Annotated in this window: 22 protein-coding genes; 12 read left to right on the forward strand and 10 right to left on the reverse strand. The window is 65.2% G+C overall.

Annotated features, from left to right (window positions below):
• Nucleotides 1-142 precede the first annotated feature (142 nt).
• Complete coding sequence (locus tag ACL9RJ_RS15075) at nucleotides 143-1,591, forward strand: aldehyde dehydrogenase family protein (RefSeq protein ID WP_422765417.1); 1,449 nt, start codon at nucleotides 143-145, stop codon at nucleotides 1,589-1,591.
• A gap of 139 nt (nucleotides 1,592-1,730) precedes the next feature.
• Entirely contained in the window at nucleotides 1,731-2,507 is a 777-nt protein-coding gene (locus tag ACL9RJ_RS15080; protein WP_017128801.1) for a DeoR/GlpR family DNA-binding transcription regulator, read from the forward strand.
• Between the two features lie 57 nt (nucleotides 2,508-2,564).
• Here ACL9RJ_RS15080 and pdxA read toward each other — a convergent pair whose 3' ends face one another.
• The 5 genes from pdxA to ACL9RJ_RS15105 form a co-directional block, all read right to left on the reverse strand.
• Nucleotides 2,565-3,563, reverse strand: a complete 999-nt coding sequence (pdxA, locus tag ACL9RJ_RS15085) for a 4-hydroxythreonine-4-phosphate dehydrogenase PdxA (protein ID WP_017128800.1) — start codon at nucleotides 3,561-3,563, stop codon at nucleotides 2,565-2,567.
• Entirely contained in the window at nucleotides 3,560-4,840 is a 1,281-nt protein-coding gene (locus ACL9RJ_RS15090; protein WP_017128799.1) for a four-carbon acid sugar kinase family protein, read from the reverse strand. Before ACL9RJ_RS15090 ends, pdxA begins: the two co-directional genes overlap by 4 nt.
• A complete protein-coding gene (locus ACL9RJ_RS15095; protein ID WP_017128798.1) occupies nucleotides 4,837-5,844 on the reverse strand; it encodes a 2-keto-3-deoxygluconate permease in 1,008 nt (335 codons plus the stop codon). Before ACL9RJ_RS15095 ends, ACL9RJ_RS15090 begins: the two co-directional genes overlap by 4 nt.
• A 183-nt stretch (nucleotides 5,845-6,027) precedes the next feature.
• A complete protein-coding gene (locus ACL9RJ_RS15100) occupies nucleotides 6,028-7,656 on the reverse strand; it encodes a phytoene desaturase family protein (RefSeq protein WP_422765419.1) in 1,629 nt (542 codons plus the stop codon).
• Nucleotides 7,657-7,791: 135 nt separating this feature from the next.
• On the reverse strand, nucleotides 7,792-9,684 hold the full coding sequence (locus ACL9RJ_RS15105; protein WP_177127693.1) for a sigma 54-interacting transcriptional regulator: 1,893 nt from the start codon (nucleotides 9,682-9,684) through the stop codon (nucleotides 7,792-7,794).
• A gap of 375 nt (nucleotides 9,685-10,059) precedes the next feature.
• Here ACL9RJ_RS15105 and ACL9RJ_RS15110 point away from each other — a divergent pair, with 375 nt between their 5' ends.
• Together ACL9RJ_RS15110 and ACL9RJ_RS15115 are read left to right on the forward strand one after the other, a co-directional pair.
• On the forward strand, nucleotides 10,060-10,509 hold the full coding sequence (locus tag ACL9RJ_RS15110) for a hypothetical protein (protein WP_017128795.1): 450 nt from the start codon (nucleotides 10,060-10,062) through the stop codon (nucleotides 10,507-10,509).
• Between the two features lie 17 nt (nucleotides 10,510-10,526).
• The gene (locus ACL9RJ_RS15115; protein WP_177086398.1) at nucleotides 10,527-11,159 is read left to right on the forward strand and encodes an NAD-dependent epimerase/dehydratase family protein; all 633 of its coding nucleotides are present in this window, start codon (nucleotides 10,527-10,529) and stop codon (nucleotides 11,157-11,159) included.
• A gap of 33 nt (nucleotides 11,160-11,192) precedes the next feature.
• Here ACL9RJ_RS15115 and ACL9RJ_RS15120 read toward each other — a convergent pair whose 3' ends face one another.
• The 4 genes from ACL9RJ_RS15120 to ACL9RJ_RS15135 all read right to left on the reverse strand — a co-directional run bounded on the left by ACL9RJ_RS15120 (nucleotide 11,193) and on the right by ACL9RJ_RS15135 (nucleotide 15,985).
• Nucleotides 11,193-12,086: a polysaccharide deacetylase family protein gene (locus ACL9RJ_RS15120; RefSeq protein WP_017128793.1), complete on the reverse strand. Its 894-nt coding sequence runs from the start codon at nucleotides 12,084-12,086 to the stop codon at nucleotides 11,193-11,195.
• Between the two features lie 80 nt (nucleotides 12,087-12,166).
• Nucleotides 12,167-13,285 carry a substrate-binding domain-containing protein gene (locus tag ACL9RJ_RS15125; protein ID WP_017128792.1) on the reverse strand — a complete coding sequence of 373 codons (1,119 nt, stop codon included), beginning with the start codon at nucleotides 13,283-13,285 and terminating at the stop codon, nucleotides 12,167-12,169.
• Nucleotides 13,286-13,336: 51 nt separating this feature from the next.
• On the reverse strand, nucleotides 13,337-14,416 hold the full coding sequence (locus ACL9RJ_RS15130) for an ABC transporter permease (RefSeq protein WP_422765420.1): 1,080 nt from the start codon (nucleotides 14,414-14,416) through the stop codon (nucleotides 13,337-13,339).
• 9 nt (nucleotides 14,417-14,425) lie between these two features.
• Nucleotides 14,426-15,985 carry a sugar ABC transporter ATP-binding protein gene (locus ACL9RJ_RS15135; protein WP_017128790.1) on the reverse strand — a complete coding sequence of 520 codons (1,560 nt, stop codon included), beginning with the start codon at nucleotides 15,983-15,985 and terminating at the stop codon, nucleotides 14,426-14,428.
• Nucleotides 15,986-16,154: 169 nt separating this feature from the next.
• Here ACL9RJ_RS15135 and ACL9RJ_RS15140 point away from each other — a divergent pair, with 169 nt between their 5' ends.
• From ACL9RJ_RS15140 to ACL9RJ_RS15175, 8 genes are all read left to right on the forward strand, one after another.
• The gene (locus ACL9RJ_RS15140) at nucleotides 16,155-17,000 is read left to right on the forward strand and encodes a helix-turn-helix domain-containing protein (protein ID WP_103032873.1); all 846 of its coding nucleotides are present in this window, start codon (nucleotides 16,155-16,157) and stop codon (nucleotides 16,998-17,000) included.
• A 272-nt stretch (nucleotides 17,001-17,272) separates the two neighbouring features.
• Nucleotides 17,273-17,755: an MSMEG_0572/Sll0783 family nitrogen starvation response protein gene (locus ACL9RJ_RS15145; RefSeq protein ID WP_017128788.1), complete on the forward strand. Its 483-nt coding sequence runs from the start codon at nucleotides 17,273-17,275 to the stop codon at nucleotides 17,753-17,755.
• 108 nt (nucleotides 17,756-17,863) lie between these two features.
• Nucleotides 17,864-18,820, forward strand: coding sequence for a Nit6803 family nitrilase (locus ACL9RJ_RS15150; protein ID WP_017128787.1), 957 nt, complete (start codon nucleotides 17,864-17,866; stop codon nucleotides 18,818-18,820).
• On the forward strand, nucleotides 18,813-19,913 hold the full coding sequence (locus tag ACL9RJ_RS15155) for an MSMEG_0568 family radical SAM protein (protein ID WP_422765421.1): 1,101 nt from the start codon (nucleotides 18,813-18,815) through the stop codon (nucleotides 19,911-19,913). The genes ACL9RJ_RS15150 and ACL9RJ_RS15155 overlap by 8 nt, the downstream gene beginning before the upstream one ends.
• A gap of 15 nt (nucleotides 19,914-19,928) precedes the next feature.
• On the forward strand, nucleotides 19,929-20,489 hold the full coding sequence (locus tag ACL9RJ_RS15160) for an MSMEG_0567/Sll0786 family nitrogen starvation N-acetyltransferase (protein WP_017128785.1): 561 nt from the start codon (nucleotides 19,929-19,931) through the stop codon (nucleotides 20,487-20,489).
• A complete protein-coding gene (locus ACL9RJ_RS15165; RefSeq protein ID WP_017128784.1) occupies nucleotides 20,482-21,510 on the forward strand; it encodes a sll0787 family AIR synthase-like protein in 1,029 nt (342 codons plus the stop codon). Before ACL9RJ_RS15160 ends, ACL9RJ_RS15165 begins: the two co-directional genes overlap by 8 nt.
• A gap of 1 nt (nucleotide 21,511) precedes the next feature.
• A complete protein-coding gene (locus ACL9RJ_RS15170) occupies nucleotides 21,512-21,838 on the forward strand; it encodes an MSMEG_0570 family nitrogen starvation response protein (RefSeq protein ID WP_017128783.1) in 327 nt (108 codons plus the stop codon).
• Nucleotides 21,839-21,870: 32 nt separating this feature from the next.
• A complete protein-coding gene (locus ACL9RJ_RS15175) occupies nucleotides 21,871-23,100 on the forward strand; it encodes an MSMEG_0569 family flavin-dependent oxidoreductase (RefSeq protein ID WP_422765422.1) in 1,230 nt (409 codons plus the stop codon).
• A gap of 229 nt (nucleotides 23,101-23,329) precedes the next feature.
• Here the strand turns inward: ACL9RJ_RS15175 and ACL9RJ_RS15180 are convergent.
• Nucleotides 23,330-24,748 (reverse strand): transketolase family protein (locus ACL9RJ_RS15180; RefSeq protein ID WP_422765424.1); only part of this gene is annotated, 1,419 nt, incomplete at its 5' end.

Genomic DNA, 24,748 nt, shown 5'->3' on the forward strand with positions numbered 1-24,748 from the left:
CGCCGCAATCCGGGCCCACACACCCGGCCCTCGGGCCGATCTGCCGGCCCGACGCGCCTCCCGCCAGCCGACGCTCGCGGGAAAGGACGGGCGCCCCGTAACGCTCTTTTTCTCCCTCCTCAAACACTTCAAGGGTATTCAGATGACACAGCCGGCAAAGCACTGGATCAATGGCCAATGGATGGATAGCGGGCCACTGCGCGACAGCATCAACCCGGCCACCGGCACGGCCTTCGCCACATTCCATGATGGTGGCCTGGTCGAGGCGCAACAGGCCGTGGCCGCCGCCCGGCAGGTGTTTCTCGACAGCGACTGGAAGGTCGATGCCATGCGCCGCTCGACCGCCCTCAGTCACCTGGCCGATGCCTACGAGCAGCGCTCGCAGGAGATCATCGACTGCCTGGCCACGGAGAACGGCAAGCTGAAAATCGAGGCAGGTTTCGAGGCCATGCAGATCGTCCGTGCCCTGCGTTTTGCCGCCGGCCTGGCCCTGCACACGTTTGGCCGGGTGGCCGAACCGCGCCCCGGCACCCAGTCCATGGCGTTGCGCCAGGCCGTGGGCGTGGCAGGCCTGATCGTGCCGTGGAACTCCCCGGCCTTCCTGCTGATCCGCGCTCTCGCCCCGGCGCTGGCCGCCGGCTGTACGGCGGTCGTCAAGCTGCCGGCCCAGGCCGCGCAGAGTGCCTGGCTGTCGGCGCAGATACTGGCCAGCGTGCCGGAGATTCCCCGGGGTGCGATCAACATTTTTATCGAGAGCGGTGCCGAGGGCGCGAAGTTCCTGGTCGACAGCCCTGACGTACCGGTGATCAACTTTACCGGCAGCACCTCGACCGGCCGCCTGATCGCCGCGGCCGGTGCCGCGCATTTCAAGCGCATCGGCCTGGAACTGGGCGGCAAGACACCGCACCTGGTATTCGACGATGCCGACCTGGAAGCGGCCGTACCGGCCATCGTCGCCTCCTCGACCGTGTTTGCCGGTCAGTTCTGCGTGACCGGCAGCCGCATCCTGGTGCAGCGGGGTATCGCACAGAAGCTCAAGGACCTGCTCGCGCAACGCCTCTCGGCCGTGCAACCCGGCCCTGCGGCCGACCCGGCCAGCCAGATGGGCCCATTGATCGACCGCGAGGCAGCCGAACGGGTGGACCTGAAGGTCAGGGCCGCCCTCGAAGAGGGAGCGACGGCAATCGTGCGTGGCGGCCTGATCGGCCAGGGCCCCCTGGGCGGCGGCGCGTTCTACCGCCCGGCGCTGCTGGAGGTGCCGGCCGCGGGCCTGGCCATCTCGCGCGAGGAAGTCTTCGGTCCGGTGCAGACGCTGCAAGTGTTCGACAGCGAGGAGCAGGCAGTGGCCATGGCCAACGACAGCGAATACGGGCTCAGCGCCTGTATCTGGAGTCGCGATGTCAATCGGCCGATTCGCGTCGCCCGCCAGCTCGATGCCGGCCATATCTGCATCAATGACTGGGCCGGCATGCAGGTCGAGTTCGAGGAAGGCGGTTTCAAGAACAGCGGGCAAGGTCGTCTGGGCGGCCTGGCCTGCCTGGATGACTTCATGGAGTACAAACAGATCCTGCAGGTTTTCCGCCAGGGCTGAAGCGTCTCGGCAACCGGCCCGTGCGCATGCCTTTCGACAGCAGGCGCACGGGCCGGGCGGCCGGCCCCGAACGCAAAATAGATGAGTCACCGACAGACTGTCCTGTAATATCGGAACCCATCATTGAGCGAGATCTTTCATGAAGCCGGCCGAACGCCACCGTACTATTCTCGATATGGTTCGAACGCGCGACACCAACGTCGAAGAGTTGAGCGCAGCGCTGGGCGCCTCCGAAGCCACCGTGCGCCGTGACCTGACCCTGTTGGCCAGACAGCGCCTGCTGGTCCGCACCCATGGTGGCGCCACCGCGCTGATCGGCGTGCATGAACCGGAAGCTTCACTGGAAGAACGCAAGAGCGCTCGCCGCGACGAGAAGGACGCCATCGCCAAGGCCGCGGCGCTGCATATCCAGGATGGCGACACGATTTTCCTGGACAGCGGGACCAGTTGCGTCGCCCTGGCCATGCATCTGTATTCCCACCAGGACATCCACGTGGTGACGAACAACCTGCTGGTCGTCATGGCGCTGGCCAATGTCCCTGGCGCCAGGCTGACCCTGATTGGCGGTGAGCTTCGCGAATCCAGCATGAGCACGCTCGGCCCGCTGGCCGAACTGTCACTGAGCCGGCTCAGCGTGGACCGGGCATTCTTCGGTGCCGATGGTGTCGTGGCCGGATTCGGCCTGTGCGAAGCCAGTGCCCAGCAGGCCTACCTGAAAGAATGCGTCATCCGGCGCGCGGCCGAGGTGTTTGTCCTGGCCGACTCGGAGAAACTGGGCCGGGCGCGGCAACAGCACTGGACACCACTGGAGCGGGAATGGCGGCTGATCACCTCATCGCGCGATGAAGTGGAACTCCAGCCGTTCCGGGAAATGGACATGGTCACGGTGGAGACCGTCGTGGCCAGCCACCCATAGCCTGGCAGCACCCCGGGGTGCCGCACGGCCTCATGCCGGGATAAGGTGCCGGGCGGCTTATCGCCGCGTCGCCAGCTCGGCTCCCTGGCGCAGCGCTTCGAGCAGGCTGCGTTCGTCTGCGATGCCCTTGCCGGCGATGTCGAACGCCGTGCCATGATCGACGGAAGTGCGCACCACTTCCAGGCCGACGGTCACGTTCACCCCCGCCTCCAGGCCCAGCACCTTGACCGGGCCATGTCCCTGGTCGTGGTACATCGCGACCACCAGGTCGAAGTCGCCCCGCCCGGCACGGAAGAACAGCGTGTCGGCCGGCAGCGGGCCGGTCACGTCGAAACCGCGCGCCTGCAACACCTGCACCGCCGGGATGATTTTCTCTTCTTCCTCGCCATAACCGAACAGGCCGTTCTCGCCGGCATGGGGGTTGATACCACAGACACCGATACGTGGCCTGGCGATGCCGGCCTTGATCAGCGTTGCGTTGCCGCGCTCGATGGTCCGTTGCACCAGGCCCGGCTCGATCTTGCGGATCGCATCGATGATGCCGATATGGGTGGTCACGTGGATCACCCGCAGTTGCGGCGCGACCAGCATCATCGACACCTCGTCGACGTGGGTCAGGTGGGCGAGCAATTCGGTATGGCCGGGGTATTTGTGACCGCCGGCATGCAGCGCTTCCTTGTTCAACGGCGCGGTGCAGATGGCGTCGATCTGCCTGGCCTGCGCCAGTTCGACGGCACGGGCGATGTATTGATAGGCCGCATCGCCGGCGACCGCCGACAACTGCCCGAACGGCAGGTCTTCGGGAATCAGGTCCAGGTCGATGCAATCAATGGTGCCCGGCTGGTACAGGGCTTCGCTGGCGTCCTTGATACGTCGGACCCTGGCACTGCCGTTGACGATCCGATTGGCCTGTTCCAGGCGGCGGGCATCACCGATCACCAGCGGTCGGCATTGCTGGTAGACGATGTCATGGGTCAGGCTCTTGACGATGATTTCCGGCCCGACGCCCGCGGCGTCGCCCATGGTAAGACCGATAACGGGAAGATAGTTGCTCATAAGACTGACCTTGATCCTTTCAATGCATGAAGTGGAGCGCCGGACCCGCTGTCCGCGCTCAAATGAAGCCAGGCGGCATACAGAGCCTGTTCGCTGCCGAAGGCCCCGGCCTTGGTGACGATGCCCGGGCGATGGCCGTGTTCCATGGCAAGGGGGCGGCCCACGGCGACCCCGGCTTCGATTTCCGTGACCAGTTCGAGACTCTCGATGCCGACGGCCATGAGCATCGCGCGGGCGGTTTCCCCGCCTGTCGCCACCAGCCCGGAGACCTGGGCAAAGCCGGGTTTGACCATGGCCGCCAACATGTTCGACAAGTGCGCGCCTTCGGCCGGGTCGAACGCTTCGTCGCGCCCGATGCGCAGCAGCAGGTCCTCGCCACCGCCAAGGTGCCGGGCGATACGCGTGGCCCATGTGGACCACGCGTCGGACGCCGGGCCCGGGCGCAGCACGGCGGACGGCACGATCAGCTCGGCTATCGCGCTGCGGGCCTTGAGCACCGCGCATTGGCGCTCGGAAACAGCCGACAGGCTGCCGACCATGACCAGCACCGGCCCCGCGCCATTGCGCAAGGTCGCCGCGGCTGGCGTCGAGGCTTGCAGCAGCTCGGGCAGATGGGTGATCTCACGGGCCAGGCCTCCGGAGCCGACCCAGAAAAATGGTGGTTCCAGGTGCAGGGTCACGTCGGCAAGGATGCGCAGGTCGTCGCTGGTTTCGGCATCGACGATCAGCGCCTGGATACCCTGGCGCCTGAGTTCATGCAGATGCCGGACGAGTTGTACCGGCTGGCCACGCAACCGCTCGATTCCCACCCGGGCGGTACTCAGCCCGGCGGCCACGAGCATGCCGTCGACATCCGCAGGGCGACCGGCATTTTCCAGTTGCCAGGTGTCCGTGTTTTCCAGGGGAACACCGTTGACCAGTACGCGGCCATCGCGCAGCGTGCGCCCCGTGGCCGGAAATGCCGGGGCGACGATTGCCAGGCCGGCCCGTCGCTGCAGCGCCGCGACCTCGGCCGCCCAGTTGCCGCGCAAGGTCGAATCGATTTTCTTGTACAACCGTTGCCCCGGTCGGATCAGCGCCTGGTACGCGGCGCTGGCGCACTCGGCCGCCTCCCCGGCCGGCAGGCGACGCGAGTCGGTGTCCACCGCGATGACCTGGGCATCGCCCGTGACTTGTGCCGGATTCAGCGCCACCACCGTTCGCAGGCCCGCGCAGACAAAGCCGATGGCACAGTCGGCGGCCCCCGACAGGTCGTCGGCGATGATCAGCATGCTCATCGTGGGGCTCCCTGCCCGTCCGTTGCCTGGGGCCGGGTTTCATCGGCCGTTCGGCCCTTGACCCGCTTGGCGATGGCGGAGACCAGCACCGGCGAGACGATCGCCGTCACCACGACACAGGACGCCACCAGCAAGGTCGCGCTGGCGGCCGCCTGTTCGTAGACCGGATTCGCCGCGGCGATCAGCGCCGGCACCGCCGCGGCATTGCCGGCCGTGTTCGCCGCCGCCGCCCCTGCCACGCCGGTGCCGCCCGACAGACGATCGGCGAAGTACAGCGGGATGCCGGTGACCACGACCACCGCGATGCCCAGGGCGATACCGAGCAACCCGGCTTGCCAGACTTTATGCAGGTCCAGGGTCGCGCCCAGGGCCAGGGCGAAGAACGGAATCATCACCGGCACGGCCCTGGCGAGAAAGTCGCGCATTTCGCGGTCAAGGTTGCCCAGCAACATGCCCAGCAGCAGCGGCAGGATCGCGCCCACCAGGGTGGGCCAGGGGAAGGCCGACAAGCCGGCGACACCGAGCGTCACCATGGTCAGGAACGGACCGGACTCCAGCGACATCACCGAGTACGCACCGACGTCTTCGGAGCGCCCGTACTGCCCCATCAGGGCCATGTACAAGCCACCGTTGGTATCGTTCATGGCCGCCACGACCGCCAGGGTCGAGAGTCCGGCAAACAATCCGGAGGTGATCGGCTGCTCACCGAGGAAATGCCCCATCACGATGCCGATGAGCATGGCGGTGCCGACCTTGGTGCCGAACAGCACGCCGCCTTTTTTCAGCAGGTAGGGCGTGGCCTTGACGTCGATGCTCGCGCCCATGCAGACATAGAACACCGCCAGGATCGGCAGGGCCCCGGTAAACATCGCATTGGTAAAGGAACCGAAGAACTTCGGCATGTCGGGCAGGAACGTGGCGACAAGGGAGCCGATGAGCAAGGGGACAATCATCATGCCGCCCGGAACGCGTTCGATCGACCGCTTGATGGGAAACTGGGCCATGCGGGTACTCCTTATTTTTATAGGGGCGCTGCTGAGCAAGCCTGACCGAATCAGTCATCATTGTGATTAATTCAGTCACAATCACGGTATGACAAAGCCCCGATATGCGCAAGCAATCATTTTTATGATCACTTCAATCATTTCCAGGGCTTCATGTTCGAAAAACTGCTCAGCAACGGCCGCTCAGGAGACCGCGGGCGTGCCGACGACCTCCTTCAGGCTGCGGCCCTGGTCCTGCAAGACCGCTTGCGCCGTGTTGCGTCCCGGCAGACCACTGATCGATCCGCCGGGTGCCGTGCAGGCACCGGTCTGATAGAGACCGGGGATACCCAGGCGACAGGGGGCGAAGTTGCCCCCGCGATTGTCGAAATGATGCGCGCCGCCACGCCACATGGCAGGGTTGATCCGCTCGATGTCCAGGGGGCTGAGCAGGAAGCTGCCGAGCAGTTTGTCCTTGCTCAGGTTGGTCGTGTAGCGCAGGTAGCGCGTCAGCAGCGTATCGGCGACCTGATCCTTGATATCGTCCCAGTGCTGCGCCCCGCCCTTGAGGGCGTAGGGCATGCACCCTTCGATTTTCAGCAACCCCCGCCCGGCCGGCACCCGCGTCGGATCGAAGACCGAGGGATGACAGACCTGCAGCGGATAATCGGCAATGTTCAGCTCGCCATGGGCGTCGTCCGGAGTCAGTGTGAAGATACTCGCGGGGTCTTCCATCAGCGCGGCTTCACAGCTGGCAATGGTCCCGCCGGAGGCCAGCGCATAGGCAGGCTCCTCGGTGAAGGCGAAGTGAAACTGGAACATGGCCAGTTCCGGTTGCATGAGGTCGACGCCGTCGAGCACGGCATCGCCAAACAATTCGCGCGGAGCCATGTCGATCAGGTGCTTGACGTGGATACTGGACACCACCCCCTTGTCGGCCCGGTACTGCGTGCCGTCGGCGCACTCGACGCCCTTGCACGCGCCCTGCTCGATGACCAGTTGGACAATCGACTTGCGGGTGAGAATGACCCCGCCGTGGGCTTCGATAAAGCGGCCCAGCGCCACGCTCAACATTCCCGAACCGCCCTTGGGGATCGGCCGGCCCCTGAGATGATCGAGCATCGAGAACGCCTGTCTGCCGGTGCCGTAGTCGCTGCCCATCGGCCCGAAGAAACGACCGCCGGACAAGGCCGCCGCCTGCATATGGGGACTTTCCCAGACGGCCCGGGCAGCCGCGAACCCGGTCATTTCGCCGAGCCGGCGCAGGTACAGACCGTCACGGGAAGCCGCCGCCGCTTCCGCCGGCATCGCGGCCAGTCCCGCCCGTACCGCTGCCGCGCGCCGGAAGGTCCGGGCATCCTTGCGGGACACCTGCTCGATGGTCGCGGCGGTGCGCTCGACGTCATTGCGAAACACGGTGAAGGACGCGCCATCGAGAAACGGATAGTGCAGCACCACATCCGGATACAGCAGTTCATAGCCGTATTGCGCCAGGTCCAGTTCCCGGTCGCGGATCAGCGGGTTGCCGAGGATCGCGCCATGGGCGCTGGAGCACAGGTCTTCCCTGAACCCCGGCAGCAGCGGTTCGGTGGTCTTGCAGCCGCCGCCGATGAGCGCGTCTCCTTCGAGTACCAGGACCCGGTAGCCCGCCTTGGCGAGATAGGCGGCGCAGACCAGGCCGTTATGGCCCGCGCCGGCCACTACATAGTCAAAGTGCCCGGCTGCCGACGGGGTGTCGCCGGCGGTGGCGGCGGCGCCGTGCATGAGTCCGGCGGCCAGCACCGGCATGGCCACCGCAGCTTTGAGGAAGTCTCGACGAACGATTGGCGGCATGTCCTGCTCCTGGGATCGCGATTTCGCTGTGACACTAGCGACAATCCCCCGGAGCCATTAGAGGCCGGTGACGAAATTCACTTCACACCCGGAGCAGGGAATACCGGTGGTCCGGAGCCTGTCAACGGACCAGGCCTAGGCAATGCCCAGCTTCTTCAGGCGCGAGGCCAGCGTGGTCGGCTTGATCCCCAGCAGCTCGGCCGCCCCATCCTTGCCGAACAGCTTGCCACCGCAGGCGGCCAGCGCCGCGCACAGGTTGTCGCGCTCCAGGGTACGCAACTGCTGCTCGGTCATGATGGGCCGCAGGTGTTCTGACGCCGGCGCCTGGCCGGACACCGCCGCGCCGGGCAGGTCGATATTCAACTCGGCGCCGGTGGCGGTGATCAGCGCCCGCTCGATCACGTTCTGCAACTCGCGGATATTGCCTGGCCAGTCATAGGCCTGCAGGCGGGCCATGTCGCCCTTGCTCAGGCGTCGCCCGGACATGTTCAGCCGCGTCCCGATCAGCTGGAGAAAATGCGAGGCCAGCAAGGGAATATCGGAGCGGCGCTCCCGCAGGCTCGGCGAATGGACGGGAAACACGTTCAGCCGGAAAAACAGGTCTTCGCGAAAACGCCGGGCCTGCACTTCAACCCGCAGATCGCGATTGGTCGCGGCAATGATGCGCACATCCACACTACGGGTGCGCTCTTCCCCTACCCGCTCGAATTGCCCTTCCTGCAGCACGCGCAGCAGCTTGCTCTGCAGCTCCAGGGGAATCTCGCCGATTTCGTCGAGAAACAGGGTGCCGCCATCGGCCAGCTCGAAGCGTCCGACCCGGTCGCGCACCGCCCCGGTGAAGGCGCCGCGCAGGTGGCCGAAGAACTCGCTCTCGAACAGCTCGGCCGGAATCGCCGCGCAGTTGACCCGGATCAGCGGCTGCTCGCGACGCCGGCTGGCCTGGTGAATGGCCCGGGCGATCAGTTCCTTGCCGGTGCCGGACTCGCCGTGGATCAGCACGTTGGCATCGGTGGGGCCTACCACATCGATCTGCCGGACGATCTTCAGGATCGGCTCGCTCTGGCCGACGATATCCCGGTAGTTGTGCTCGATATGGATTTCTTCCTGCAGGTAGGCGTTCTGTTCCTCGAGTCGCTGCTTCAGTGCCTGCAGTTCGGCCAGGGCGTTCTGCAGTTGCAATTCGGTGGTACGACGCTCGGTGATATCGCGAAACACCACCACCGCGCCGACGATCCGACTGTCGCTGATCACCGGCGTGCTGGTGAACTCCACCGCGAAGGAGCTGCCGTCGCGCCGCCAGAACACCTCCTGACGCCCCTCGTGCACCAGGCCGTCGTGCACCGCCTTGTAGATCGGGCAGTCTTCGACCGGGTAGTGACTGCCATCGGCGTGGGTGTGGTGGTGGATGCGATGGATGTTCTTGCCGATCATCTCCTCCGGGGCCCACCCCAGCATGCGCGCGCCGGCCGGATTGACGAAGGTGGCGAGCCCTTCGCTGTCGATGCTGTAGATACCGTCCCCCACCGAACTGAGCAGCAGTTGCTTGTCACGCTCGGTTTCCTGGAACAGGTTCATGATGTTGCGCCATTCGATCAGGCCGCCGCGCATGGTGCGTTCGGTATCGGCCTGGTCGCGATGGTAGCGCTGCCGGCTTTGCTCGCGCAGCACCAGGATCAACTGCGGCTGGCCCTTGACCTGGAGAACGGTGGCGGAGACTTCCAGTTCGATGCGCTCGCCGCTCTTGCAGTTGCAACTGAGCCCGTCGGTCCAGCCCCGCCCCTTGTCCATCACCGCCTGGGTAAAGACGATCAGGTCCGCCAGTTGATGGCCGAACAGCTTGCTGACCGGCAGTTCCAGCAGTTCCTGGCGGGGATAGCCGAGCAATTGGCAGGTGGCGATGTTCAGGTCGCCGAAACGGTCGCCATAAGGATTGAGCAGGGCAATGGCTTCGGCGCAGTGCTCGAACACCATGTGTCGGGAGGAATAGGCCAGGTCGGCCCAGCCAGCCAGGAAGTCAGTGTCGCTCATGCCTACGAAATCCCGTGACTGCCAGTGTCGGATAGAGCCAGTTATACGGAATTTCGTAGCGCGCCGATAGGATCAGTTGGCGTTGAAAAACACGCATCAGAAAAGCCGATCGCCCCGTCGTCCCCCTTGAGCCCGATAGTTGAGGAAAATGGAATTATGTTGTCGGTTTCGCGGTAATTATCTCTGCGAAAAAACAATCCACCATGGCCTCCGTTTGCCCACCGCGCCAGGAAACACGCCATGCGCCCTCGACCGTCAACCATCCCCGCAGCCCTGCGCAGGTGCCTGGGGATCGCCACCTTCGGGCTGTTCGCGGCGATCACCCTCACGGCGTGCGCAACCCCACCGAAACCCGACGCCACGCAGGAAATGAACATGAAACCTTCCATCACGTATTTGCATCTGCTGCGGCACACGCCGTTCTTCACGGCGCTGTCGAGCGACCAGTTGCAGTGGGTGATCGATCATTCGCGAGAATGGGAAGCCGAAGAAGGTTCGGTCATTGCCAGCAGCGCCCAGGCCAACGCACCGGCAGCCGACTACTGGATCCTGCTCGACGGCGGATGGCGCGTGGAGTACGCCGGCCATTCGTTTCCCAGCGGGCACGCCGCCCCCGGCAAGTGGTTCAATCTGCGCGAAGCCCAGGGCGCCGACTGCGTCCTGAGCACCACCGAACACAGCTATGTGATGCGCATCACCGAGGCCGACATGCAGGTGATGCTGGAGAAAGGCTTCGCCTTCGGCCCCCACCTCGGCAGCGGTCATGCCTACTACGGCTCGATCTTTCACGACAACGTCCCGGCATCACGCCCCGTCGCGCGCTGAACACAGAGGCAATCACGATGAAGGTACTGATTCTCGGGGCAACGGGCCAGGTCGGCCGCCACGTGCTGGAGCAGGCGCTGGCCAATGAACGGATCGAACAGGTGATCGCCCCGACGCGCCGGGCGCTGGCGATGCACCCCAGGCTCCTCAACCCGGTGTCGGCCGATTTGCACCAGACCTTTGCCGACATCGCCGGGCTGTCGATCGACGCGATGATCTGCACGATGGGCACGACCATCGCCAAGGCCGGCTCGAAGGAAGCGTTCCGAGAGGTCGACTACGTGCTGCCGATCAAGTTTGCCGAATGGTCCCTGGCACTGGGTGCGAAGGCCTGCGCGATCATCTCTTCGCCCGGCGCCTCGCTGTCCATACCGCTCTACTATTGCCAGGTCAAAGGTGAGCTGGAACGCGATATCCAGGGCATCGGCCTGCGTTCGCTGACGATCATTCGCCCGGGCATGATTGGCGGCAGCCGCGAAGAGTTCCGCCCCGCCGAACGCCTGATAATGCCCCTGGCGGCCCTGCTTCGGCCGATACTGCCACGCGGCCTGTGGATCAACCCGCCGGCCAATATTGCCCGGGTGATGATCGAGGCCGTGTGCTCCGGGCCCCAGGGCGTTCACCTGCTGACGTCGCGGGACCTGGTGTGAAAAGGGGCTGCGTACCGGCAGCCCCCTGCCCTGTCAGGCGCTCAGCCCGAGCTTCCTGGCCCAGACATCGTACTCGTTGATATCGCGCACGGTGTCCGCGCTCGACGCCGCAAAGCGGGCGATTTCATCCTTGCGCATGAACACCACGCCCGGTTGCCTGAGTGCGTATTCGAGGAACCGTCCCAGCGAGCGCACCCGCGCCGGCCGGCCCGCGATGCGGTCATGGGTGCTGATCGACATCATCCGCCGACGGCTGCCGGCCTCTTCGTAAAGCTGGTCGAACTCGTCATGCAACTGGCGCTCGAAAGCGTCGACGCTGTACTGGTAGCCCTCGAACTGAATGATGTCGTTGAGGTTCATCGTATAGGGCACCACGACAAAATCCTTGCCCCGCACCGGAATCAGGAACGGCTCGTCGCGACTGACATCATCGATGTGGTACTCGAAGCCCAGGTCCTGCAACAGGTTGAGGGTATTGGGCGTGCCGCGCATGGCCGCGCCGTTGTAGCCGACCGGACGCACGCCAGTGGCCTTGATGATGCTGTCGATATTGTCGGCGATGAACTTGCGCTCATCCTCCAGCGACAGGTCGTACTGCGGGATCCAGTCACGCCCGTGGGCAGCCGCTTCGTGGCCGCGCTGAACGATTTCCTTCGCCACCTCAGGAGAACGGTCCACCGCACTGCCGACCATGTGCGAGGTGACCTTGATGGCGTACTTGTCCCAGAGGTCGAGCATCCGCTGGATACCCTCGCGGTAGCCGTACTTGTACCAGGACTGGGTGGGGAAGTCCGGATAGCCGTCCTTCATGCCGAACATGTTGCTGAACGGTCCCATCGCGCCGAAGGGGGCTTCGCCGCCCGCTTCGAACTGCATGGAAACCGATATCACGAGCCGGACACCTTCCGGCCAGAACGTCTTGGTCATGGTCTTGCCTCTTTCGGGGTGATGCGGGATGGAAAGCCCGGTCCACGCGGACCAGGCCGGGTCTGCATGAAGGGATAAGGTTATTGACCGGCCCAGATGCCGCGGTAGACATCCCGATAATGGTTGTCCGGGTCATACAGGTTGCGGGGACCGCCATCGGTGGCGATGTTGCCCGCCACGACCAGGTGCACAGGCGCACTGAAGCCGCTCGGCGACTGCCCGGCAAAAGCCCGGTTCAGCTCATCGACCGCTTGCCAGCCGTGCAGGGACACCGGCTCGGCGACCGTGGCGCTCTGGTATTGCCCGGTCCGGATGCGCTGGAAGGCGGTTTCGCTGCCATTGCCGGCCGAGACCCCGAGCAACGGCCCGTCCGCGGCGTAGCCGGCCTGCTGCAACGCCGGCGCCATGAAGTCGAACGTCAGGTCGTTGATCGACAAGGCATAGGTCCATTTCGCCCCGAAACGCTGCAACAGCGTGGTGGTCAGTTGCGGCATGCGTGTCGCCGAATCGGCCAGGGGCGCGTCCTCGATTTTCAGCAACTGGCAACCCGAGCACTGCTTGACCAGCTCGGCCATGGCATTGGATTTACTGATGGCGATCTCGTAGGTGGAGTCGGTGAAGATCACCACCCCGGCCTTGCCGTCGGACTGCGCGACGGCGTACATCACCGCCGCCTTGCCGACGTCGAGCGGGTCGGTCGCCAGGTTGGTGAACAGTCCCGCCGCCGGTGCGGGTCCCGGCCTGGACAGCGAATGCCAGCCCACCACGCGGATGCCCCGGCTGCTGGCATCCTTGATCAACTGTGCCTGCTCGTTGGCATCCACGCTGCCCAGCACAATGCCGTCGGGCTTGAGGGCAATGGCCTGGTTCAAGGCGGCCGAGCGCCCCGAGATGGAGCCCTGGCCGTCAATCGAGCGGAAGCTCCAGCCGATGGCCTTGGCCGCCTCCTGCACCGCCTGGCCGACACCGCGCGGGCCGCTGTCACGCTGGTCCGCGGAAACGAAGACGATGCTCTTGCCCGACTGCGCGGGCGCTCCGCTGGTGGGTCCGGTCCAGGGTTGGCCGGGTTGGGTGACGTCGCGGGTATACGCGCGCGCCTGTTCGAGAAAGGCATCCCCGGCATGGGCCGGCGCGGCCAGTGGCAAGCACACGGCCATCGCCGCGCAGAGGTGTAGGCGCTTCAGGTCGAGCATGTTCATGGTGTCCCCTTTTGTTGTTTTTGGATTGAGGTGCATCGCGGAAAGAGGGTTTCAGGTGGAGGCTGCCTTGCCCTGCGGATCGCCCGCTGCGCGGGCCGCGATGGCCGGACGCTTGCGAGCCACGCTGCGCCGACGCTGGGCATAACCGGCAATGCCGATGGCCACCAGCAGGGTCATGCCGTTGAACAGCGGCTCGACATAGAACTCGCCACCCAGTTGCTGGATACCGGAGATGCCCACAGCGAGGATCACCACCCCGACCACCGTGCCCCAGACATTCACCCGCCCCGGCTTGATGGTGGTCGACCCGAGGAAGGCGCCGACCAGCGCCGGCAGCAGGAAGTCGAGCCCGACGCTGGCCTGGCCGATGCGCAGCTTGGCCGCCAGGATCACCCCGGCGAAGGCCGTCAATGCACCGGAGGCCACGAACGCGCCAATCACATAACGGCGGGTGGGAATACCGTTCAAGGTGGCGGCCCGGGAGTTGGCACCGATGGCGTACAGGTAGCGTCCGACCGGCAGGAAGTCGGCCGCGAGCCACAGCACCAGGCTGATGACCAGCACGTACACCGCGACAATCGGCATGCCCCACAAATGGCTGGTGAACAGCGCCGTGAACGCGTCCGGCAAACTGCCGATGACCTGCCGTCCCTGGGTATGCCACATGGCAATGGCGTACAGCACGGTGCCGGTGCCCAGCGTGGCGATGAACGAGTCGATCTGGGCGATCTCCACCAGCAGGCCGTTCAGCAAGCCCAACAGCGCCCCCAGGACCAGGACGATGACCACGGCCGTGATCCAGTCGAGCCCGTAGACCGTCTGCAGGCTGATGGCGAGGATATGCCAGAGGACAATCCCGTAGCCCACCGTGAGATCGATGCGGCCGCTGGACATCGGGATCATCGCCGCCAGCGCGAGAATGGCGATGATCGCCTTGTCGCCGATGATCGAACGCAGGTTGAGCAGCGTCGGGAAGGTATCCGGCAACAGGATCGAGAACAGCGCGATCAACAGCAGGGTCAGGATCGGCAGGCCGAACACCGGCAGCAGGCGCAACAGGCGGGCGACCCCCGACAGTTCGGCCAGCTCTCGGCGGGTCGGTTCGAGCGCGTTGGATTTAAGCGATTGCATGGTGGAACCTCACGCGGTTTTGATTATTGTTGTGGGAGCGGGATCGGCGGCATCCAGGGAGGCGCAACGCAGCAGTGCATCGACGCTCAGTTGCGCCATCGGCAACTCGCGGGCGATGCGGCCATCGCGAAAGATCAGGGCGCGGTGGCAGATCTGCGCGGTTTCCTCGAAGTCCGAGGAGATCAGCAGCACGGCCATGCCGGTCCGGACCGCGTCACCGAGCAGGCGATAGATCTCCACCTTGGCGCCGATATCGACGCCGGCAGTGGGGTCTTCGAGCATCAGCACATGGGCACCGATGCGCAGCCAGCGGGCGATCACCACCTTCTGCTGGTTGCCGCCGGACAGCGTCTCGATCGGCGCCGAGGGATCATTCGGCGCCAGGGCCACACGACGCCCCAGCTCAAGGGCTTCACCGCCCTCGCTGGCCGGGGAGCGCGGCTTGAACCCGGTGCGGCCGCTGGCCAGGGGATTGAGGAAGAGGTTTTCACGGATACTCAGTCCGGGCGCGACGGACTCGCCGTAGCGATCACCGGCCACCAGGCAGACGCCACTGGCGATGGCGGCGGCAGGCGTCGACAGATTCACCCCGGCGCCGTTGAGCAGGACTTCGCCGCTGACGATCGCAGCCGCGCCGAACAGCGCCTTGCCCAACGAATCGTGCCCCGCCCCGCGCAAGCCCACCAGGCCGAGGATCTCGCCCCGGCGCACATCGAAATCCAGTGGTCCGGCCTCCTCCGTCACCAGCCCGCGGACGGTCAACACGGTCGGTGCCGCCCTGACCAGCTGCGGCCGGACAAACACCGAGTCGGGTTCGCGGCCGATGATGTGCCGGACCAGTTCGTCCGGGCGGGTCTGCCGGGTGGCCTGCTCGGCCACCTTGCGCCCGTCGCGCAGCACGACGATGCGATCCGAAAGCGCAAAGACTTCATCGAGCCGGTGCGACACGTAGATCATCGCCACACCCCGTGCCCGCAGGCCCTTGAGGACCTCATGGAGTCGCAGCACTTCATTTTCGGGAAGACTGGCGCTCGGCTCGTCCAGGACCATGACGTCGGCCTGGCTGGACAGTCCCCGGGCAATCGCCACCAGGGATTTTTCCGCCCGGCTCAGCTCGCCGACCCGCTGCAGCGGATCGATCTCGCCACCGACCAGCGCCAGCGCCTCACGGGCCCGGCGGGTGACCGACGACCAATGGATGAGCCCGGACTTTTTCGGATAGAACGTCGAGAGAGCGATGTTTTCGGCGACAGTCATCCAGTCGACCAGCCCCAGGTCCTGGTGCACGAAGGCAATGCGCTTGTGGTTGGCCGCAGGATCGAACGGCTCGCCGCGAAACAGCAGGCGTCCGCTGGACGGCAGGTGGACCCCGGCGAGAATCTTGATCAGGGTCGATTTCCCCGCGCCGTTCTCACCCAGCAGGGCGACGATCTCACCGGGGGCGATGGCGAAACTCACATCCATCAGGGCGGGCACGCCGTTGAATTTTTTCCCGATCCCTTCGACGGTGAGGATGGCCGGGACAGCAGTCCCTGGCGTGGGGTTTTGCGGATGCAGCTCAGCTTGCATATCATCCTCCGTGGCCGTTTTTAGTTTTATGGCCATGTTATTTTTGTTTTCGGCTATTATCCGCCCCACAGGAATTGCCACCGACTGAAATCGGCCAATCAATCATCGAATATCGGCCACCCCTCAGGCGCGGCTCGGTGTGCAGCGGCCCATCCACTGGAGTGAAGACATGAGTGACGCGGCGCAGTTATCGGTCTGGATCGAACCGGAGGATGACGTCCACAACCCTTTTCGCTGCGACGCCCCCACGCCCGAATGCGTGGAGCGCATCGAACCGGGCCGGCTGACGGTCGGCTCGCGGGGCGACGGCAAGAACAAGATCCTCTGCGTGGAACGTGGCCGGGTAAAACTGGAAGGTCCCCATGGCCAGTGGCTGATCCTGCCGGCGCACATGGTGTTCATTCCCCATGACCGGCCCTACCGGATCCACGCCAGCGCCGATGCGGTGCTGGTGGTCATCCACCTGGGCGCGGAACATACCGTCTGGCAGCACGAAGGCTGCTGGGCCGCCTCGATCAGCAGCCTGGCCCGGGAGATGTTCGGCTATGCCTTGCGCTGGGGACGCACGCGGGACGCCGACGATGCCGTGGCCAACGGTTACCTCAACACCCTGGGCCTGCTCTGCAAGGACTGGTTCGAATGTTCGAGAATGATGTGGGTGCCCTATGGCGAGTCGCCGATCATCAAGCGCGCCGTCGCCTATACCCGCACACGCCTGGACACCGCGACCATCGAACTGGCGGCCGAAGCGGCCGGGACCTCGACGCGCACCCTGCGCCGGCATTTCCAGGAAGAACTGGGCATGAGCTGGCGCCGCTTCCTCCAGGAATTGCGCATGACCCGCGCCATCGAACTGCTCACGCGCAAGCAGATGTCGGTGACCCAGACCGCCCTGGAAGTCGGCTTCAACAGCGGTGCCGCCTTCACCCTGGCGTTTACCGCCTTCACCGGCAAGACGCCGAGCGCCTATGTGCGCGAGTTCCTGAGCAACGGTTCCATCATTCAACAGGCCTGACACTGCCGGGGCGTTGCCGATCCACGCCCGAGGGGTACGAACTCTCGTCGAACCCCACTACGAATAATCGTATTTCTACGTAATTACGTAGCCGTTTCGACCTGCAAATGTGTTCCACAAACCCGCCACGACCGAAAAATATTCATATTTTTCAATCAGATAAAAACAAACCGTCGGCACCACGCAAAACTGGCACGTCCTTCGCTCCATGCCTTGCAACGATCAGCCGCTCCCCGGCCATCGATAACAGCAACCATAACGGAGACGACACCATGCCAAACGTGGACATTGCCCATTACCAAGATGGCGACTTCCTGGTCAATTACGAAGAAAAGGTCTTCGAGGACGTCAAGGCCGAACCGGGTGCCAAAGCCCTGCTGACGTTCCACACCATCGCCTTCGAAGGGTCCATCGGCCTGGTCAACCTGCTGCAGGCCAAGCGCCTGCTGCGCAAGGGCTTCGAAACCAAGATCCTGCTCTACGGACCGGGCGTGCAACTGGGGGTGCAGCGCGGCTTCCCGACCCTCGGTGCCGAAGCCTTCCCCGGTCACCTGGCGGTGAACAACCAGATCAAGGCCTTCATGGCCGAAGGCGGTGAGGTCTACGCCTGCCGCTTCGCCCTGCAAGCCCTCTACGGCCAGACCGAAAAAGCCCTGATCGAAGGCATCCGCCCGATCAACCCGCTGGACGTGATGGACCTGCGCCTGCTGATGCGCCGCGAGGGCGCCATGATCATCGATACCTGGACCGCATAAGGCCGCCTGGAACCCGGTGGGCGTGCGATGGCGACCGTGAGCGCCATCGCCGGCACCGCCACGCTCAACGCCGCCCGACAGCCGACCACCCCGACAGGAACCCCTGACATGTCCACTATCCGCGCTGCCGCCGTCCAGTTCAGCCCTGTGCTGTATTCCCGTGAAGCCACGGTAGCCAAGCTCTGCAACACGCTCCTGGACCTGGGTCGCCAAGGCGTCCGGTTCGCGGTGTTCCCGGAAACCGTGGTGCCTTACTACCCCTATTTCTCCTTTGTCCAACCGCCCTTCGCGATGGGCAGGGAACACCTGCAACTGCTGGAACAATCGGTCACCGTGCCGTCCGATGCGACCCGGCAACTGGGCGAAGCCTGTCGCGAGGCCGGGATCGTCGCCTGCATCGGCATCAACGAACGCGATGGCGGCACGATCTACAACGCGCAGTTGCTGTTCGATGCCGACGGCACACTGATCCAGCATCGGCGCAAGATCACCCCCACCTACCACGAACGCATGGTCTGGGGCCAAGGCGACGGCTCTGGCCTGCGCGCCACCGACAGCGCCGTCGGCCGCATCGGCGCGCTGGCCTGCTGGGAGCATTACAACCCCCTGGCGCGCTATGCGTTGATGGCCGATGGCGAGCAGATTCACGCGGCGATGTTCCCCGGCTCCCTGGTCGGGCAGGTCTTCGCCGAACAGATCGAAGTCACCATCCGCCACCACGCCCTGGAGTCCGGGTGCTTCGTGGTCAATGCCACCGCATGGCTGGATGCCGAACAACAGGCGCGGATCATGGCCGACACCGGCTGCGCCCTGGAGCCCATTTCCGGCGGCTGCTTCACCGCCATCGTCTCGCCGGAAGGCAAGTTGCTGGGCGAGCCGCTGCGCAGCGGCGAAGGAGTGGTGATCGCCGATCTGGACTTCAACCTGATCGACAAGCGCAAGCGGATGATGGACGCGGTGGGTCACTACAGCCGCCCCGAGCTGCTGAGCCTGCTGATCGACCGGCGCCCCGCCGCGCACCTGCATGAGCGGCGCGAAAGCTTCGAGGGCCAGGCCCATGAGTAGCCTGCTCGCCTCCTCGGCCGGCACGGACCTGCTGGCCGAACTGCAATGCCACGGTGTGCGCTGGCAAGGCGCCGACGGCCTGTCGCGCAAAGGCGGGGCCGGCCCTTCGGACCACAAGGCGCTGAGCCTGGGCGCCCACACCGCGATGGTGCCGATGCTCAACCGCGCCTCCCTGGACTCGCCCTACTCCGCCGTCCCCGATGCGGCCGGCCAGCAGGCACTGATCTTTCGCGAAGGCCTGCAGGTCGGCCAGGTGCAATTGCCGGGGGTGCCGAACTTCTATGCCCTGAGCACCGCAGACGGCACGCCCTACTGGAAGATTGCCACGCTGCACAGCAAACACGTGCTGGCGACCACGATCCTGCAGCATTGCATCCGCCTGAACGAAGCCGCGACCGCCTGCCAGTTCTGCGCCATCGGCCAGTCCCTCGCCGCGGGCAAGACCATTGCCCGCAAGCGTCCGGCGCAACTGGCCGAAGTCGCCAGGGCCGCGGTGGAACTCGATGGAGTCAAGCACATGGTGATGACCACCGGCACGCCACAGACCGCCGACCGTGGCGCCGCCATTCTCTGCGAATCCGCAGCGGCCGTCAGGGCCGCGGTCGACCTGCCGATCCAGGCCCAGTGCGAACCGCCGGACGACGATGCCTGGTTCCAGCGCCTCAAGGACAGCGGCGTGGTTTCGCTGGGCATGCACCTGGAAGCGGTCACCGATGTCGTGCGCCGCCGCATCATGCCGGGCAAGGCCGAAGTGCCGCTGGAACGTTATTTCAGCGCCTTCGATGCCGCCGTCCAGGTGTTCGGCCGCGGCCAGGTCAGCACCTACATCCTCGCCGGCCTGGGCGACAGCGAAGACGCCATCGCGCAGATGAGCGAACGCCTGGCGAGCGCCGGCGTGTACCCCTTCGTCGTGCCGTTCGTGCCCATCGACGGCACACCGTTGGCCCATCACCCCAAGCCCGACAGCGCCTTCATGCAGCGGCTCTACCCGCGCATCGGCGCCAGCCTGCGCAGGCACGGCCTGCACTCGGACCAGATCAACGCCGGCTGTGCCAAGTGCGGCGCCTGCTCGGCCCTGAAACACCACGAGTAACCGGAGCCCCACGCCATGGCCGAACATGCCTTTGCCCTGATCGACAGCACCTTCAGCGACTTTCTCGCCGATGACCTGCTGGTCAAGCCCGCCGCCGAAACCTGGGAGCGCCAGGATTACTATGCGCTGCGCCGCGCGGTGTTCTGCGCCGAACAGCAACTGCTGGCCCAGGACAAGGATGACAAGGATTTCCAGGCCATTCCCATCGTGGCCGTGGCCCATCACTGCGGCATGCCCGAGCAGGTGGTCGGCGCCGTGCGCATCTACGAGAGCACGCCGGGAACCTGGTACGGCGGTCGCCTGTGTGTCGAACGGGCCTATCGTCGTCACGGCATGATCGGCAAGGCCCTGGTCAACGAGGCCGTGTCGCGCGCCATCGACCTCGGCTGCCGGACCTTCCTCGCCACCGTGCAGCAGGCCAACGAGAGCTACTTCCACAGCCTGCACTGGCAGACCCTGCGGCCCATGGAACTGCTGGGCCAACCGCACTGCCTGATGCAGGCCGAGCTGGAGTGCTATCCGTTCATGCCCCGGCAAGTCGCGCTGGTGCCCCGCAAGGTAATCCGCCATGACTGACCCGATACTGGCCTCGACCGCGCTGCAGGCCATGCTGGACAGGCTGCGCGATACCCCGGCGATGCGCGCCAAGCTGGCGATCCAGCAGCCGGCGCGGGCACTGCCGGCACGCACCGCCGGCCACGACGATTGCTATGCATTGCCGGGCGACGATACGGCGGCGATTCGCTGCGGCGACCAGTACCAACTGCTGGCCATCGAGGGCATGATCCCGGCCTTTGTCGAGCAGGCGCCGTGGTTCGCCGGCTGGTCGGCGGTGATGGCCAATGTCAGCGATATCACCGCCATGGGCGGGAGGGCCAGCGCCGTGGTCAACGCCTATTGGCACCATGACCGCCAAGCCGCCGACAGTGTCCTGGCCGGCATTCGTGACGCCTGCCAGGCCTACGGCCTGATCCTCGCCGGCGGCCATACCAGCCAGACGCCGGGCAATCCGGCGGCCCTGGCGGTGGCGATCAGCGGCTGGGCACGCAGCCTGCTGTCGACCCTGCACGTCGCGCCCGGCCAGGTCATCGCCATGGCCGTAGACCTCGACGGCAGCTGGCACGGCTCTGCGCCCTACTGGAAAGCCTTTGAAAACGTACCCGCCGAACGCCTGCGGGAAAAACTCGAAGTCATCCCGCGCCTGGCCGAAGCCGGTCTCCTGCGGGCCGCCAAGGACATCAGCAACGCCGGCATTCTCGGCACCCTGCTGATGCTGCTGGAGCCCATGACCCGCGGCGCGCGCATCGACCTCGACGCCCTGCCCCGGCCGGCCGATGCACCGCTGGAGCGCTGGCTGCAGGCCTTCCCCAGCTACGGTTTCCTGCTCACCCTGGAACGCCAGGACCTGCCCACCGTCGAGGCCGCCTTTGCCTTTGAAGGCATTCACTGTGCCTGCATCGGCGAGGTCGATGACAGCGCCCGGCTGCGGGTCGGCCAGGGTGATGCCTGCCACGAATTCTGGAACCTGGCCGAACAACCGTTCACCGGCTTCAGCCACCCCGGCTTTCAACTTTCAGCCGTCTCAAAGGAGCACTGACATGCCCGCCGTCAATATTCGCCTGCGTTGGCCCGATGGCCAGGAAAGCAACGCCTACTCACCCTCGACCACCATCTACGCGCACTTCGAAGCCGGTCGCTCCTATGCCATGGCCGACTTTATGCGCCGGGCCGAAACCGGTCTGAACGCTGCCTCGGAACGGGTCAGGCAGGTCAAGGGCTTCTATTGCAGTTCGGCCATGGACAGCCTCGGCGGGCTGCGCCTGATGGCCCGGCGCTTCCCCGACCCGGATGCCCGGGTGCAGGTACTGGACATCAGCAACCAGGGCGCCGGCAAGGTTCACTACGCGGGCTTCGGCGATATCTGAGCACCCTGCTCATCCCCCAAGAGGATTGCAACATGACCCACTACAAAGCCATCGTCGTCGGCGGCGGCCAGGCCGGACTGTCCGCCAGTTACTACCTGCAACAACAGGACATCGACCATCTGGTGCTGGAAAAGCACAACCTGACCCACACCTGGCGCAACCAGCGCTGGGACGCCTTCTGCCTGGTGACACCCAATTGGCAGTGCGCGCTGCCGGGCCATCCGTACGAGGGTGAAGATCCCCATGGTTTCATGAAGAAAGAGCAGATCATCGACTACCTCGACGGCTTCATCGCCAAGGTCAACGCACCGGTCAGGGAAGGCGTGGCCGTGCAGCGCATGAGCGCACGCGCCGAGGGCGGTTACCTGCTCAATACCTCGGCCGGCGACTTCAGCGCCGATCAGGTGATTGTCGCCAGTGGCGGTTATCACACGCCGATCATCCCGCGGCTGGCCGAACGCCTGCCCGCCGCAATCAGCCAGATTCACTCCGAGCAGTACCGCAGCCCCCAGGCCCTGCCCGCCGGTGCGGTGCTGGTGGTCGGCTCCGGGCAGTCCGGGGCGCAGATCGCCGAGGACCTGCACCTGGCCGGGCGCAAGGTGTTCCTCGCGGTCGGCGATGCGCCGCGTTGCGCCCGCTTCTATCGCGGCAAGGATGTGGTCGACTGGCTGGCACAGATGGGCTACTACGATATCGGCGTCGACACCCACCCGCTGCGCGAAGGCGTGCGCGACAACACCAACCACTACGTCACCGGGCGTGACGGCGGGCGCGATATCGACTTGCGGCGTTTCGCCAGCGAAGGCATGGAACTGTTCGGACGGCTGGACAGCCTGGACGGCAGCACCCTGAAATTCGCCAGCGACCTGGGGGCCAAGCTGGATGCCGCCGACGCGGTGTACAACCGCATCAACAGCAGCATCGACAAGTACATTGCAGACAATGCCATCGACGCGCCCGCGGGCACCGCGTACACCCCGCTCTGGGTCCCGCAGACCGAGAGGAACGAACTGGACCTGACAGGCAGTGGCATCACCAGCATCATCTGGTGCATCGGTTTCCAGCCGGATTTCAGTTGGGTCGATGTGCCGGTCTTCAATGGCCGCAGCTATCCCGGTCACCATCGTGGCGTCACTGCCCGCCCCGGTTTGTATTTCCTCGGCCTGCCGTGGCTGCATACCTGGGGCTCCGGCCGGTTCTCGGGAATCGCCCGGGATGCGCAATACCTGGTGGAACACCTGGCGGCGGCGCAACGAGGCTGATTACCTCCTTCCATGACTGTGCCGCCCGACCGGACGCCTTCGCGGGCAAGCCCGCTCCCACAGTATCCGTGCCTGGACAGAAATCTATGGCACGACACCGAACCCGTGGGAGCGGGCTTGCCCCCTCCTACAATATCCGTGTCCGGCCAGGAATCCGTGGCACGACATCGAACCCGTGGGAGCGGGCTTGCCCGCGAAGAGGCCGGAGCAAGCGCAGTCACTCTCGAACTCAGTCTTCCAGCAGTTCCTCAGCCTGACCCAGGATGTTCTCCAGGGTGAAGCCGAACTCTTCGAACAGCGCGGACGCAGGCGCCGACTCACCGTAGGTGGTCATGCCGATCACGCGGCCTTCCAGGCCCACGTACTTGTACCAGTAGTCCGCATGCGCGGCCTCGATGGCGATACGCGCGCCCACCTGCAGCGGCAACACCGCCTGCTTGTAGCTCGCGTCCTGGGCATCAAAGAGGCTGGTGCAAGGCATCGACACCACGCGAACCTGGCGCCCCTGCTCGCTCAGCTTGTCGTACGCCTGCACCGCCAGGCCGACTTCCGAGCCGGTGGCGATCAGGATCAGTTCCGGCTCGCCCGCGCAATCCTTCAGCACGTAACCGCCACGGCTGATGTTGTCGATCTGCGCCGCATCACGCGCTTGGTGCTGCAGGTTCTGCCGCGAGAAGATCAGCGCCGAAGGACCGTCCTTGCGCTCGATCGCGTGCTTCCAGGCCACGGCGGATTCCACCGCGTCGGCCGGACGCCAGGTGTCGAGGTTCGGCGTGCAACGCAGGCTCGCCAGCTGCTCGATCGGCTGGTGGGTCGGACCGTCTTCGCCCAGGCCGATGGAGTCGTGGGTGTAGACATGGATCACCCGCTTCTTCATCAGCGCCGACATGCGTACCGCGTTGCGGGCGTATTCCATGAACATCAGGAAGGTCGCGCCGTAAGGCAGCAGGCCGCCGTGCAGGGTGACGCCGTTCATGATCGCGGTCATGCCGAACTCACGCACGCCGTAGTACATGTAGTTGCCGCTGGCATCTTCGGCGCTGACGCCCTTGCAACCTTTCCACAGGGTCAGGTTGGAACCGGCCAGGTCGGCCGAACCGCCGAAGAACTCCGGCAGCAGCGGGCCGAAGGCATTCAGGGTGTTCTGGCTGGCCTTGCGGCTGGCGATGGTTTCGCCCTTGGCCGCGACTTCGGCGATGTAGGCCGAGGCTTTTTCCGAGAAGTCGGCCGGCAGCTCGCCGCTCAGGCGACGCACCAGTTCGTTGGCTTCGCTTGGGAAGGCCGCGGAGTAGGCCGCGAAACGCTGGTCCCACTCGGCTTCGACCGCGCGGCCGGCTTCCCGGGCATCCCACTCGGCATAGATGTCGGCGGGGATTTCGAACGGGCCGTGGTTCCACTTCAGCGCCGCACGGGTCAGGGCGATCTCCGCGTCACCCAGCGGGGCGCCGTGGCAATCTTCCTTGCCTTGCTTGTTCGGCGAGCCGAAGCCGATGGTGGTCTTGCAGCAGATCAGGGTCGGCTGCTCGCTCTTGCGCGCCGTCTCGATGGCGGTCTTGATCTCTTCCGGATCGTGGCCGTCGACGTTGCGGATCACCTGCCAGTTGTAGGACTCGAAACGCTTCGGCGTATCGTCGGTGAACCAGCCTTC

The organism is Pseudomonas sp. Mn2068, assembly GCF_049319725.1.
Lineage (GTDB): Bacteria > Pseudomonadota > Gammaproteobacteria > Pseudomonadales > Pseudomonadaceae > Aquipseudomonas > Aquipseudomonas gingeri.

What these genes read in the sequence shown, in the direction of transcription:
- ACL9RJ_RS15075 (WP_422765417.1), top strand. Translation starts at nt 143, where the DNA reads ATGACACAGCCGGCAAAGCACTGGATCAATGGCCAATGGATGGATAGC.
- ACL9RJ_RS15080 (WP_017128801.1), top strand. Translation starts at nt 1,731, where the DNA reads ATGAAGCCGGCCGAACGCCACCGTACTATTCTCGATATGGTTCGAACG.
- pdxA (WP_017128800.1), bottom strand. Translation starts at nt 3,563, where the DNA reads ATGAGCAACTATCTTCCCGTTATCGGTCTTACCATGGGCGACGCCGCG.
- ACL9RJ_RS15090 (WP_017128799.1), bottom strand. Translation starts at nt 4,840, where the DNA reads ATGAGCATGCTGATCATCGCCGACGACCTGTCGGGGGCCGCCGACTGT.
- ACL9RJ_RS15095 (WP_017128798.1), bottom strand. Translation starts at nt 5,844, where the DNA reads ATGGCCCAGTTTCCCATCAAGCGGTCGATCGAACGCGTTCCGGGCGGC.
- ACL9RJ_RS15100 (WP_422765419.1), bottom strand. Translation starts at nt 7,656, where the DNA reads ATGCCGCCAATCGTTCGTCGAGACTTCCTCAAAGCTGCGGTGGCCATG.
- ACL9RJ_RS15105 (WP_177127693.1), bottom strand. Translation starts at nt 9,684, where the DNA reads ATGAGCGACACTGACTTCCTGGCTGGCTGGGCCGACCTGGCCTATTCC.
- ACL9RJ_RS15110 (WP_017128795.1), top strand. Translation starts at nt 10,060, where the DNA reads ATGAAACCTTCCATCACGTATTTGCATCTGCTGCGGCACACGCCGTTC.
- ACL9RJ_RS15115 (WP_177086398.1), top strand. Translation starts at nt 10,527, where the DNA reads ATGAAGGTACTGATTCTCGGGGCAACGGGCCAGGTCGGCCGCCACGTG.
- ACL9RJ_RS15120 (WP_017128793.1), bottom strand. Translation starts at nt 12,086, where the DNA reads ATGACCAAGACGTTCTGGCCGGAAGGTGTCCGGCTCGTGATATCGGTT.
- ACL9RJ_RS15125 (WP_017128792.1), bottom strand. Translation starts at nt 13,285, where the DNA reads ATGAACATGCTCGACCTGAAGCGCCTACACCTCTGCGCGGCGATGGCC.
- ACL9RJ_RS15130 (WP_422765420.1), bottom strand. Translation starts at nt 14,416, where the DNA reads ATGCAATCGCTTAAATCCAACGCGCTCGAACCGACCCGCCGAGAGCTG.
- ACL9RJ_RS15135 (WP_017128790.1), bottom strand. Translation starts at nt 15,985, where the DNA reads ATGCAAGCTGAGCTGCATCCGCAAAACCCCACGCCAGGGACTGCTGTC.
- ACL9RJ_RS15140 (WP_103032873.1), top strand. Translation starts at nt 16,155, where the DNA reads ATGAGTGACGCGGCGCAGTTATCGGTCTGGATCGAACCGGAGGATGAC.
- ACL9RJ_RS15145 (WP_017128788.1), top strand. Translation starts at nt 17,273, where the DNA reads ATGCCAAACGTGGACATTGCCCATTACCAAGATGGCGACTTCCTGGTC.
- ACL9RJ_RS15150 (WP_017128787.1), top strand. Translation starts at nt 17,864, where the DNA reads ATGTCCACTATCCGCGCTGCCGCCGTCCAGTTCAGCCCTGTGCTGTAT.
- ACL9RJ_RS15155 (WP_422765421.1), top strand. Translation starts at nt 18,813, where the DNA reads ATGAGTAGCCTGCTCGCCTCCTCGGCCGGCACGGACCTGCTGGCCGAA.
- ACL9RJ_RS15160 (WP_017128785.1), top strand. Translation starts at nt 19,929, where the DNA reads ATGGCCGAACATGCCTTTGCCCTGATCGACAGCACCTTCAGCGACTTT.
- ACL9RJ_RS15165 (WP_017128784.1), top strand. Translation starts at nt 20,482, where the DNA reads ATGACTGACCCGATACTGGCCTCGACCGCGCTGCAGGCCATGCTGGAC.
- ACL9RJ_RS15170 (WP_017128783.1), top strand. Translation starts at nt 21,512, where the DNA reads ATGCCCGCCGTCAATATTCGCCTGCGTTGGCCCGATGGCCAGGAAAGC.
- ACL9RJ_RS15175 (WP_422765422.1), top strand. Translation starts at nt 21,871, where the DNA reads ATGACCCACTACAAAGCCATCGTCGTCGGCGGCGGCCAGGCCGGACTG.